The sequence below is a fragment of the uncultured Rikenella sp. genome (assembly GCF_910579375.1).
Taxonomy (GTDB): Bacteria; Bacteroidota; Bacteroidia; order Bacteroidales; family Rikenellaceae; genus Rikenella.
This window is the reverse complement of sequence record NZ_CAJTUJ010000060.1, coordinates 1-11,205: the sequence shown is the minus strand read 5'-3', so window position 1 is coordinate 11,205 and position 11,205 is coordinate 1. Positions and strand designations below refer to the sequence as shown.

At 62.6% G+C, this 11,205-nt stretch carries 10 protein-coding genes; 8 read left to right on the top strand and 2 right to left on the bottom strand.

Annotated elements, in window-relative coordinates:
- The first annotated feature begins 938 nt into the window (after nt 1–938).
- Nucleotides 939–2,129 (top strand): sodium:proton antiporter, encoded by a 1,191-nt coding sequence (locus tag QZ302_RS06355; RefSeq protein WP_294593750.1) that lies wholly within the window; start codon nt 939–941, stop codon nt 2,127–2,129.
- A 42-nt stretch (nt 2,130–2,171) separates the two neighbouring features.
- Here QZ302_RS06355 and QZ302_RS06350 read toward each other — a convergent pair whose 3' ends face one another.
- Both QZ302_RS06350 and ribD read right to left on the bottom strand, forming a co-directional pair.
- Entirely contained in the window at nt 2,172–2,861 is a 690-nt protein-coding gene (locus tag QZ302_RS06350; RefSeq protein WP_294593747.1) for a nuclease-related domain-containing protein, read from the bottom strand.
- A 7-nt stretch (nt 2,862–2,868) separates the two neighbouring features.
- Nucleotides 2,869–3,963: a bifunctional diaminohydroxyphosphoribosylaminopyrimidine deaminase/5-amino-6-(5-phosphoribosylamino)uracil reductase RibD gene (ribD, locus tag QZ302_RS06345; protein WP_294593744.1), complete on the bottom strand. Its 1,095-nt coding sequence runs from the start codon at nt 3,961–3,963 to the stop codon at nt 2,869–2,871.
- A gap of 47 nt (nt 3,964–4,010) precedes the next feature.
- Between ribD and prmC the strand changes: the two genes are divergently transcribed.
- Genes prmC through QZ302_RS06310 form a run of 7 tightly spaced genes read left to right on the top strand, consistent with a single transcriptional unit; the run spans nt 4,011 to nt 10,329 of the window.
- Complete coding sequence (prmC, locus tag QZ302_RS06340; RefSeq protein WP_294593741.1) at nt 4,011–4,868, top strand: peptide chain release factor N(5)-glutamine methyltransferase; 858 nt, start codon at nt 4,011–4,013, stop codon at nt 4,866–4,868.
- Between the two features lie 4 nt (nt 4,869–4,872).
- Nucleotides 4,873–5,457, top strand: coding sequence for a regulatory protein RecX (locus QZ302_RS06335; protein WP_294593738.1), 585 nt, complete (start codon nt 4,873–4,875; stop codon nt 5,455–5,457).
- Nucleotides 5,451–7,193 carry a M23 family metallopeptidase gene (locus QZ302_RS06330; RefSeq protein WP_294593735.1) on the top strand — a complete coding sequence of 581 codons (1,743 nt, stop codon included), beginning with the start codon at nt 5,451–5,453 and terminating at the stop codon, nt 7,191–7,193. Before QZ302_RS06335 ends, QZ302_RS06330 begins: the two co-directional genes overlap by 7 nt.
- Nucleotides 7,187–7,936: a copper homeostasis protein CutC gene (locus QZ302_RS06325; protein ID WP_294593733.1), complete on the top strand. Its 750-nt coding sequence runs from the start codon at nt 7,187–7,189 to the stop codon at nt 7,934–7,936. The genes QZ302_RS06330 and QZ302_RS06325 overlap by 7 nt, the downstream gene beginning before the upstream one ends.
- Complete coding sequence (locus QZ302_RS06320) at nt 7,929–9,191, top strand: NAD(P)/FAD-dependent oxidoreductase (RefSeq protein WP_294593731.1); 1,263 nt, start codon at nt 7,929–7,931, stop codon at nt 9,189–9,191. Before QZ302_RS06325 ends, QZ302_RS06320 begins: the two co-directional genes overlap by 8 nt.
- Nucleotides 9,188–9,568, top strand: coding sequence for a hypothetical protein (locus QZ302_RS06315; RefSeq protein ID WP_294593729.1), 381 nt, complete (start codon nt 9,188–9,190; stop codon nt 9,566–9,568). Before QZ302_RS06320 ends, QZ302_RS06315 begins: the two co-directional genes overlap by 4 nt.
- A gap of 26 nt (nt 9,569–9,594) precedes the next feature.
- Nucleotides 9,595–10,329 (top strand): ABC transporter ATP-binding protein, encoded by a 735-nt coding sequence (locus QZ302_RS06310; protein ID WP_294593727.1) that lies wholly within the window; start codon nt 9,595–9,597, stop codon nt 10,327–10,329.
- Nucleotides 10,330–11,205 lie beyond the last annotated feature (876 nt).

Genomic DNA, 11,205 nt, shown 5'->3' with positions numbered 1-11,205 from the left:
GAGGGCGGTGGGTTGGGCTGAACTGTTAGCTGTGCTTTGGGCTTTACTTTAGGCCGCGAGCGAATAGCTAAGTCCCCGTGTTAACGGTCGGCCCGCAGCCCCCGGATGCGGAGGGGACGCACAGCGTCTTTTACTGGCCGCCTCGGCCTTAATATTCGTTCTCCGCTGGCTGCGGCCGAAAACGAACCCGACAGAATGTGGTGATAAACGGGCGATGGTTTGGGCGAAACTGTTGCGACCCAACGGGCGACGGGCCTTCGGCCCACCCCAGGAGCGCGCAACCTGAAACCAACAGAATGGGGCGGCGAATTGGGCCGAGCCTCTGCGGCTCTTTGAGCCGCGCAGTTCGCCGCCACCCCACGCGGCGGGCTGCAGCTCGGCAGAGTTCGTTGTGCCTCCGCTGGCGGCAAACCGCCAAACCCCGCCCCGGGCGAACGCCACTACACTACGGGAGCATTATACGGTGTCGGCAGTTACGGCTACGGTTGTTCATCGACAGCCGGTGGCACCAATGGAAAGCACTTGTTCTTCCACGTGACAGCACTCGATCCCCATCGTGCACATACCCGAGGCTACGGTTTTCAGTTGCGTTGCCTCTCGGAATAAACGCCGCAGGACCGCGGGGGCAAGGGGCTGGAACTACCCTACTAACAACCGGGCAGACTCTACCCTAACCAACTGGCCGCCTCGGCCTTAATAACCGGCAACCGCTACCCGATGCAACCGCAGGTGCGGCCCGATAAAGCAATTGCACTTTTCACAGACTCAATTGCGCCTCCGTCAGCGACGAACTACTATAGGCCAAGGACGAATCCGCCAGAAAAAGACCTTACTCCTGCGATTCTACGAACAATACCCTGAACCTCCGCTTCAGAGCCCTACAACCGCTCCGAAGCCCCGAAATACAACCGACCTCAAATCATATCATTCAAAAACCGATGCGAAAAATACTCCTATTTTCTCTATTCCTAGTAGTCGGGCTCACCGCCTCGCAAGTACTGCCCAACCTCCTCTCCGACAGCGGGTACGGCACATTCAAACAGACCGCCGATCTGATGCTCTACATCTGCCTCGCCTTCATCATGATCAACGTCGGGAGGGAGTTCGAGGTCGAGAAATCACGCTGGCGGAGCTACGTGAGCGACTACTTCATCGCGATGGCCACCGCAGCGCTGCCGTGGCTCCTGGTTGCCGTCTACTACGTCTTCGTGCTGCTGCCCGAGAGCTACTACGGAGACTGGGGCGCGTGGAAAGAGAGCCTGCTGCTCAGCCGGTTCGCCGCACCGACATCGGCCGGAATCCTCTTTACGATGCTCGCCGCCATCGGGCTCCAGAGCAGTTGGATCTACCGGAAAATCCAGGTGCTGGCCATCTTCGACGACCTGGACACCATCCTGCTGATGATTCCGCTGCAAATCATGATGGTCGGATTCCGACTGGAAGTAATCGTGATACTGGCGGTCGTCACCGTCCTGCTGGGTTTCGGATGGAAGTTTCTGGCCCGGTTCCGAATCGGACAACGCTGGTGGGCCATTCTGCTCTATGCCGTGGGGGTGATCTTCGTGACGTGGCTCGTGAACCGGCTCTTCCACATCCATATCGAAGTCTTGCTGCCGGCGTTCGTCTTAGGGATGGTGATGCGTCATCGGCACATCGACTCCCGCATCGAACGCAATGTATCGACAGGTATCTCACTCCTATTCATGCTGTTAGTCGGACTGAGCATGCCGTATTTCGTGGGCGGCGGGGCGATGAGCGGTTTTTCGGCCTCGTCGGCGGCCGAGGGGGGCGGGCCTTCGATCCTCGGGATGCAGCCGATGATCTCGTGGGGGGCGATTGCGGTGCATGTGGTGGTGGTTTCGCTGCTGTCGAACGCGGGTAAGTTGGTGCCGTTGTTTTTCTACCGCGACCGGATGCTGGAGGAACGGCTGGCACTGTCAGTGGGGATGTTCACGCGGGGCGAGGTGGGAGCCGGGATTATCTTCATCGCGCTGGGATACCGGATCGGCGGCCCTGCTTTGGTGATTTCGGTGCTGACGCTGGTGTTGAACCTGATCCTGACGGGGGGCTTCGTGGTGTGGGTTCGTCGGCTGGCGGTGCGGGCCTACGGGGAACAGGAGGCGGTGTAAAATAGGAAGCGGGGGCTCTCAATGAGCCCCCGCCTTGTTCTATTATTCGTAATATTTGCACCAGATATTTCGGATATGCTGATTCACAACATTTGTATCATTCCCATTATTTACAGCTTCTGTTAAGATATTCACGACAGCTCGTTTATTTTGATACTCAACAGGTGGATTATTCTCTGTGATAAAACGAATTATGGGTATAATATCTTCCGAATATCCAATATAAGTTCCATCTGGTATACAACTAACGTCACGCAAGGCACATCGACCATAAAAAATAATCACAGAATAAAACGGAACATCAGCAATTCCGGATAGCTTCCATTTCAGAGCTTCAATGTGTCCTTTATTTTGCATAATTGGATTATAGAAGCGATATTTTTCTCTTCCATAAGCCAATACTTGTGTCCAATAATTTTGATATCCCTTACCGAATATCCATCCGCTATAATCTTTTACTTCAAAAACGATTATTCCAACTTTCGTAACTACCACTGCATCTATTTGTGCATATTGATTATTCGCACGCTTGGATAAGTATAAATCATGATAAGTAGTAATAGGAGGAATCCCATGTTTTAACAATCGTAAGATTAATTTTCGTTCCGATCGAGTTCCTCGATGTATCGTTGTTACCGTCTTTAACAAAGCCATATTCTTTAACCTATAGAATATGGCGATCGCTATAACGATAACACCAATGATAACAACAACTACATCTATTCTCATCATAGAAGCATTATTTGTTGCATAGCCCCCACTCATAGACCCGCAACCCCACGGCGGGAAGCTCGTCCGCTAACCGCGCCTCCGGCGGCAGGAGCGGAGCTGCCACTCCCCCGCTCCACGGCACCGCCTCGGCCGGGTAGAGCTCCCGCACCGAAAGACCCGACGTGAAGACCCGCGCCTCGTCCCACAGCCCCTCGCCGATAAACGACTCCAGCACCCGACGGCCCCCCTCCACAATCAAGGACTGCACCCGATAGGGCTCTCCCGCCAGCACACGCAACACATCGGCCAACGTCTCGAACCCCTCGACCGCCACCTCCGACCGGGAAGAAAAACGCTGTTCCGCCTCGGCGAGTCGTTCCGGGGCCGTGAATAAGAGCGTCCGCGCCGCCCCGTCACTGAACAGGCGCAACCCCTCGGGCAGCGTCAGACGCCGGTCGAGCACCACCCGCAGCGGATTCCGACCCTCCCATGCCCGCACCGTCAGCGACGGGTCGTCCAGCCGCGCGGTCTCCGTTCCGACCAGTATCGCATCCTCCTCGGCCCGCCAGCGGTGCACCAGCACCCGAGCCGCAGGGCCTGTCATCCAAGCCGCCGGCACCTCCGGGCCGGGTCGCACCGCGTCCAGACAGCCGTCGGCAGTCTGCGCCCACTTCAGAATCACGTACGGACGCCCCTGATTCTGAGCCGTAAAGAAGCGGCGGTTGAAGTGCAGGCACTCCCGCTCCAGCACCCCTACCCTCACCTCGACGCCTGCCTCGCGCAACCGCTCGATGCCTCGCCCGCACACCTCGCAGTAGGAGTCGATGCAACCCACCACGACCCGCGGAATGCGCCGCGCGACGATCAGTTCGGCGCACGGCGGCGTCCGGCCCCAGTGACTGCAAGGCTCCAGCGAGACGTACAACGTGCTCTCCGGCAACCGATCGCCGTATCCCCGGGCCTCGGCATCGGCCACGGCGTTCACCTCGGCATGGGCCTCGCCGCACCGACGGTGCCACCCTTCGCCGATGATCCGCCCGTCGTGCACGATCACGCAGCCCACCATCGGATTGGGCGCCGCCGCGCCGGCTCCGAGGGCGGCCAGCTCCAGGCACCTTTTCATATACAATTCTTCGGTCATGGAGGCAAATTTACGTATCTTTGCTCAATATGACGCTTCGGGAAACAAGTCGCCTCGCCGTCGCCCGGCTGAGCCCGTTGTACGGGACAGACGAGGCGCGGGTCGTCGTCTCCAGGCTGTTGGAAGAGAAATACGGCATCGGACGGTTAGCGGTCGCCTTGCAGGGCGACGCGGCGTTCGAGCTCGGCGAGGCGTGGGAGGAGGATCTCCGGCGGCTGGAGCGGTGGGAACCGGTACAGTATGTCACGGGGCGGGAGGAGTTCTACGGCCGCTCGTTCGAGGTGACGCCCGACACGCTGATCCCGCGGGGCGAGACGGAGCAGCTGGTGCGGACGATTCTGGACGGATCGCCCCGGCGGCGGGTGCTGGACATCGGGACGGGGAGCGGGGCGATCGCCGTCACGCTGGCGGCAGAATGGGGGGCGGAGACCTGTGTCGAGGCGTGGGACATCTCGGAGGGGGCGCTGCGGGTGGCGGCTCGGAATGCGGAGGCCGTTGGTGTGGGAGGGCGTATTCGGTTCGTGCAACAGGATGTGTTGAGCGGCGGACCACCAGTGCCGGAAGCGGAAAAATTCGACCTGGTGGTGAGCAATCCGCCCTATGTGCTCGATTCGGAGCGGGCTGAGATGCGGGCCAACGTGGTGCGCTATGAACCGGAGGGGGCCTTATACGTACCGGACGACGACCCGCTGCGCTTCTACCGGGCGATCGCGCGGCTGCCGCTCTTGAAACCGGGGGGTGAGCTCTGGTTCGAGATCAACGAGCGGTTCGGCCTTCAGACGCGGGAGCTGTTGCAGGGGCTGGGCTATGCCGATGTGCGGGTGATACGCGATCTGCACGGGCGCGAAAGGTTCGTGCGGGCGACATTCATATCGGAAAACAAGTAACGCTATGGTCTACTACGGCGACGAAGAGTTCGGCTACGACCGCCACCCGAGGCGGCGGAGGCTCGAAAACATCGACTTCTCGAAACCGGCCAAAACGCCGGAACGCGCCCTGGAGTCGCTGATGCTCAGCTGCGCGAAGAGCGAACGGTGTATCAGCGACATCCGACGGTCGCTCTTCCGGTGGCGGATGAACAAGGAGGACTACGACCCGATCATCGAACGGCTCGTCCGCGAGAAGTTCGTGGACGAGGAGCGCTATGCCCGGGCCTATGTGCGCGACAAGATGAGCTGCGCCAACTGGGGCCGACGGCGGATCGAGCTGGGGCTGAGAGCCAAAGGGATTCCGAAGGAGATCATCGCCGAGGCGCTGCAGCAGATCGAACCGGAGCGCCAGACGGAGAAGCTGGAGCTGATCCTCTACCGCCGGCTGCTGCGCGAGCGCGACCGGGCGAAGAGCGCTTACGACCTCCGGACGCGGCTCTTCCGGTGGGCCATGGGGCGGGGATACGACTACGCCGAAATTCAACGGATGCTGGAACGAATACTGGCCCCGGACTACGATCCGGGCGAAGACTTTACACGATGGTAATCGACTGGAAACGACTGTTTTTCATGGCCGCGACGACCGTTTGGGGCGTCGCGCAGGCCGCCGGAGCCGCACAGGGAAAGGCGGTTTACGGGGCGGAGTACTACCGTTCGCCGGTGGGGTTCGCGATTCAGCTGGCGGGGAACGTGGGCGAAATTCGCTCGGGACATTTCCATACGGGGCTCGACATCCGGGCGTTGCAGGGGCCGGGCAGTCCGGTCTATGCCGCGGCGGACGGCTTCGTCTCGCGCGTGGGGGTCTGGCCGACGGGCTACGGACACGTGCTCTACATCACCCATCCGAACGGCGAGACGTCGGTCTACGGACACCTGGAGAGCTTCGAACCGCGCATCGCGCGGTGGGTGCGGAGCCAGCAGTATGCCAAGCGGTCGTTCCGCGTAGACCTCTATCCGGCGAGCGGACAGTTCCCGGTGAAACAGGGCGAACGAATCGCGGCGCTGGGCAACACGGGCTCGTCGGGCGGGCCGCACCTCCATTTCGAGATTCGCGACGCCTACGGACGACCGCGGAACCTGATCGCCGAGGGGGTCTTCAACGTGCCCGACCGGATCCCGCCGACGGTGAGCCGGGTGTTGCTCTACGAGATCGACTCGGTGGCGGGAGCTCCTCGTCGGCGGCTGCGGCAGGCGGTGGCGGTGCGGACGCTGCCGGACGGGACGACGCAGCCGGAGGACTCGGTGCTGACGCTCCACGGGCCGGGGTACTTGGCTTACGAGGTGATCGACTACAAGGACGGACGGTCGAATACGATGGGGGTCTACAGCCTGCGGCAGGCGGTGGATGGGGGACGGCACTTCAGCTTCCGGCTCGACCGGATCGACTTCGCGACCACCGGCTATGTGGCCGCTTTCGTCGACTATCCGGAGAACCGCTGTGCGCGACGGACGTCGGTGCTGCGGGCTTACGTCTCGCCCAATAACCGGCTGGCGAACTACGGGCCGGAGCGGCGGCTGGGCGACGGGACGATCCGGGTGGCCGATTCGGCGGGACGGCGGGTCGAGACGGTGATCCGCGACGACGCGGGGAATACGACGACCCTGAGGTTCACCATTGTGCGGGGCGAGCCGATGCCGGAGGCCGAGGAGCCGCAGGGGCGGGGGGTGATGTGGTGGAGCGGCGCGCAGTTCCGGCTACCGGGAGCGACGGTCGACATCCCGGGGCGGGCGCTGTACGAGTCGATGGTGCTGGAGGCGGCGCAGGATACGGTAGCGGGGCGGCCGGTGGTACGGATCGGGTCGGAGGATGTGCCGCTGCAACGAGCGGCGACGATCTCGCTGGCGGCGGACAGCGTGCCGGCTTCGCTGCGGAGCAAGCTGGTGGTGGTATCGGTCGACGACCGGGGCCGGCTCTCGAACGTGGGCGGAGGATGGGAAGCGGAGACGCGGCGGGTGGTGGCGCGGAGCAAACGGCTGGGGTGTTTCGCCGTAGCGGCGGACACGCTGGCGCCGACGGTGACGGCGGCTTTGGCTTCGGAGGGCCGGATTCCGGCGGGTGAGACGCTGCGGTGGAGGGCGACGGACGACCTGTCGGGCATCGTGCGCTACTCGCTGACGGTGGACGGGCGGTGGGAGCTGCTGGCGTGGGATCCGAAGAGCCGCACGCTGGAGTACGTGCCGCAGCGGGCGGCGGCGGGAGCGGAGACGCGGCACCGGCTGGTGCTGACGGTGGGCGATGCGAAGGGAAATGTCAAAACATGGAAAGGGACATACATATGGTAAATCCGAAGATCGAAGTATGCGCCAATTCGGCGGCGAGCTGCGTGGCGGCGGAGCAGGGAGGAGCCGTGCGGGTGGAGCTCTGCGCGGGGATTCCGGAGGGGGGGACGACGCCGAGCTACGGCGAGATGGTGACGGCCCGGCGGGCGATCGGAATTCAGCTGAACGTGATTATCCGGCCGCGGGGGGGCGATTTTCTCTACACGCCGGCGGAGATGCAGACGATGCTCCTCGACATCGAGGCGGCCAAGGCGGCGGGGGCGGACGGAGTGGTCTTCGGCTGCTTGCGGGCGGACGGGACGATCGACGTGGAACGGAACGCGGAGCTGATGGCGGCGGCGGGAGGCCTCTCGACCACGTTCCACCGGGCTTTCGACGTCTGCCGCGACCCGTTCGAGGCGCTGGAGGAGATCATCGCGCTGGGGTTCGACCGGATTCTGACCTCGGGACAGGAGGCCAGCGCGCCGGCGGGCTCGGCATTGATTGCCGAGCTGGTGCGCCGGGCGCAGGGGCGGATTATTATTATGCCGGGTTGCGGGGTGAACGAATCGAATGTGGCGGATTTGGCGCGGGCGACGGGTGCCGCAGAGTTTCACATGTCGGCGCGGCGGCGGGTCGAGGGGGGGATGGCGTATCGGAACGAGCGGGTCTCGATGGGCGGGACGGTGACGGTCGAGGAGTTTGCGCGGGATATCACGGATCCGGAGCGGGTGGCCCGGTCGATCGAGGCGTTGCGGCATGTATGACCTGATCGTCATAGGCGGCGGGCCGGCGGGCCTGACGGCTGCGGGACAGGCGGCGGCATATCTTGGCGGGCAGGGGCGTGTGCTGCTGCTCGAAAAGATGGAGAAACCGGCCCGCAAACTGCGGATCACGGGCAAGGGGCGGTGCAACGTGACGAACGACCGGCCGCGGGAGGAGTTCCTCGCGAAGGTACGGCAGGGGGCGGACTTTTTCCGTCCGGCGTTCGAGGCGTTCGACAACCGGGCGGCTATCCGCTGGTTCGAATCGGAATTGGGGGTGCCGCTCGCACACGAGCGGGGCGGACGGATTTTTCCGGCTTCGGGACGGGCGTGGGACGTGGCGGAGGCGTTGGCGGCGTGGGCCCGGCGGTCGGGGGCGGAGGTGCGATGCCTGGCGCCGGTCTCGGCTTTGTGGCTGGCGGATGGCGGGGTGCGGGGGGTGGTCTTGGAGTCGGGAGAGCGGCTCGAAGCGCGGGCGGTAGTGCTGGCGACGGGCGGGGTGAGCTATCCGACGACGGGCTCGACGGGCGACGGACACGAGATGGCGGACGCGGCGGGACACCGGATCGAACCGCTGAGACCGGCTTTAGTGCCGTTGGAGGTGGCGGTTCCGGGAGGACTGAAGGGGCTGATGCTGAAGAATGTAGAACTCTCTTTGTGGGTGGACGGCGCGGTGGCGGAGCGGCGGTTCGGCGAGATGGAGTTCACGGCGGAGGGGATCGCGGGCGGGGCGATCGTCCTGCAAGTGAGTCGGACGGCGGTGGACGCGCTGATCGACGGGCGGCGGGTGGAGCTCTCGGTGGACTTGAAACCGGCCCTTTCGGCGGAAAAGCTGCGGAACCGCATCGGGCGGGAGATCGAGGCGCTGGGCAGGGACACGCCGGTTAAAATCTTATTACAGAAGCTATTACCGACACAGCTTCGGTCGGTTATCGCACGGGCGGCGGGGCTCTCTTTATCAAAGCCGGCGGGCTCTTTGTCGGCAGCGGATTGCGAGAAACTCGTCTGTGCTTTGAAAGAGTGGCGGATCCCGGTGCGGGACTATCGGCCGTTCACCGAGGCGATCGTGACGGCGGGGGGAGTCGATCTAGCGGAGGTCGACCCGCTGACTCTGGCTTCGCGACGGGTCAGGGGGCTCTACTTCGCGGGCGAACTGCTTGACATCGATGCGGATACGGGCGGATACAACATCCAGATCGCCCTCTCGACAGGCTATCGGGCAGGGCGGTCGGCGGCGGCACGAATAAATCGCAAATGACACGGTATCAACTTTATACACGACTGCGACACGCGCTCACGGCGCGGCATTGGCGGGGACACGGCATCCACTCGCCGATGATGTACCGTTTCGTGCGCGAGGTGGTTCTGCCGCAGCGGCGGAGGCGGCTGCCGGAGGTCATTGCCACTCGATACGGAGCTGAAAATGTGAAATTTGTGCATTCCGTAACGGATGTGACGGACGGGGAGGCGAAGCGGGTGGTCTGTCTGCTCGAACCGTTCCGCACGGCGCAGGAACGGCACGATTTCGATCGCTGGTTCGCCGAGACCCATGTCGTGGCGGCTCATTTACAGGGGCTTCTGGTTCTCTTTTTCGATCCGAAGCTCCAAAAACAGTTCTTCCGTATTCGAAACTAACCTTAACTCTCTTACAACCAACCATTATGGAGAATCGAGAGCCGATCATCCTGATCGACGACATACACAAGACTTACGAGGTGGGCGACCAGCTGGTGAACGCGCTGGACGGGGTCGACCTGACGATCTACCGCAATGATTACATGGCGATTATGGGCCCGTCGGGGTCGGGAAAATCGACGCTGATGAACATGCTGGGGTGTCTGGACACGCCGACTTCGGGCCGCTATGTGCTGAACGGAACGGATGTGAGCGACATGGACGAGGATGAGCTGGCTGAGGTGCGCAACAAGGAGATCGGCTTCGTGTTCCAGACGTTCAACCTCCTGCCGCGCTACACGGCGGTGGAGAATGTAGCGGTGCCGCTGATCTACGCGGGGATATCGAAATCGCGACGGCTGCGGCGGGCGGAGGAGGCGCTGTGCAGCGTGGGGCTCGAAAACCGCATGGAGCACCGGCCGAACGAGATGAGCGGGGGACAACGACAGCGGGTGGCGGTGGCGCGGGCGCTGGTGAACGATCCGTCGATCATTCTGGCGGACGAACCGACGGGAAACCTCGACACGAAGACGTCGATCGACATCATGCACCTCTTCGAACGGATCTACCGGGAGGGGAACACGGTGATCGTGGTGACGCACGAGGAGGATATCGCACGTCATGCGCGGCGCATTGTCCGGCTGCGGGACGGCCAGATCGAGTCGGACGAATACAATCCGAATCCGACGCTTCAGGCGGGCGCGCTCTCCGAATCTGTTTAGGGTAGTCGGCGGTCTGTTTTTCTCGGGGCGAGCTTACCCCGCCCCGGGCTGCCGCGACTTCGGTCGTGCGGGCTGGGAGGGCGTAGCAAGGTATGTCGGCCGCGGGTACAGTTGGTCGTATACGCCGATAATCGTCACGGTGCTGTATTTGGACTTCGGCACACAACACCTCTATCCCGGCAACGCGCACAATCGCGCCCACGGTTTTCAGTTGCGTTGCCTCTCGGAATAAACGGACGCGCGTGCCCGCAGTGGGGCAATGGGCTGGAACTACCCTAACTGGCTTGACTTTGGCGGGCGGGGTCAGGGCTACCTTATTTGTACTCTTGCGGTTCGAAGAACCGCGCGGGCCGGAGCCAGGCGTAGGCCTGCAACTTCGCGAGGCTCGTTTCCGGCTACGCTGGCTCCGACCCGTTTTGGTAATGCCCTACTCTTTCAGATTTAGGCTGCGCGCTCCGGGGTGGGCCGAAGGCCCAGCGCGCAGGTCCGGCGACCCTAAAGGGTCGCGACAGTTTCGCCCAAACCACCGCCCACTCCACAAACCAAATCTCTCGGAGCTCGTCCTTGCGTGCTATTTCGTTCTTAACCTAAGTTCGCCGCCAGCGGTGAGTGCAACGAGCCCCGACGAGTTGCAGTCCACCGCTGGCGGCGAACTGCGCGACCCTTCGAGTTGCAGGAGCAACGCCTTTTCTGTCAAGTTCAGCCTTATCGCCTGAGCGGGTCGAAGCCTGCGTCGCTTCAGGTAGAGGCTGGCAGCAAAAGACGCTGTGCGTCCCTCCGCGGCGGGAGGCTTCGGCCCGCGCGACCCTTTAGGGTCGCAAGAACTCCGCCCAAACCTGTGGGGCTCTTCTTCGGCGCACTATTCGCTCTCAGCCT

What these genes read in the sequence shown, in the direction of transcription:
- QZ302_RS06355 (WP_294593750.1), top strand. Translation starts at nt 939, where the DNA reads ATGCGAAAAATACTCCTATTTTCTCTATTCCTAGTAGTCGGGCTCACC.
- QZ302_RS06350 (WP_294593747.1), bottom strand. Translation starts at nt 2,861, where the DNA reads ATGATGAGAATAGATGTAGTTGTTGTTATCATTGGTGTTATCGTTATA.
- ribD (WP_294593744.1), bottom strand. Translation starts at nt 3,963, where the DNA reads ATGAAAAGGTGCCTGGAGCTGGCCGCCCTCGGAGCCGGCGCGGCGGCG.
- prmC (WP_294593741.1), top strand. Translation starts at nt 4,011, where the DNA reads ATGACGCTTCGGGAAACAAGTCGCCTCGCCGTCGCCCGGCTGAGCCCG.
- QZ302_RS06335 (WP_294593738.1), top strand. Translation starts at nt 4,873, where the DNA reads ATGGTCTACTACGGCGACGAAGAGTTCGGCTACGACCGCCACCCGAGG.
- QZ302_RS06330 (WP_294593735.1), top strand. Translation starts at nt 5,451, where the DNA reads ATGGTAATCGACTGGAAACGACTGTTTTTCATGGCCGCGACGACCGTT.
- QZ302_RS06325 (WP_294593733.1), top strand. Translation starts at nt 7,187, where the DNA reads ATGGTAAATCCGAAGATCGAAGTATGCGCCAATTCGGCGGCGAGCTGC.
- QZ302_RS06320 (WP_294593731.1), top strand. Translation starts at nt 7,929, where the DNA reads ATGTATGACCTGATCGTCATAGGCGGCGGGCCGGCGGGCCTGACGGCT.
- QZ302_RS06315 (WP_294593729.1), top strand. Translation starts at nt 9,188, where the DNA reads ATGACACGGTATCAACTTTATACACGACTGCGACACGCGCTCACGGCG.
- QZ302_RS06310 (WP_294593727.1), top strand. Translation starts at nt 9,595, where the DNA reads ATGGAGAATCGAGAGCCGATCATCCTGATCGACGACATACACAAGACT.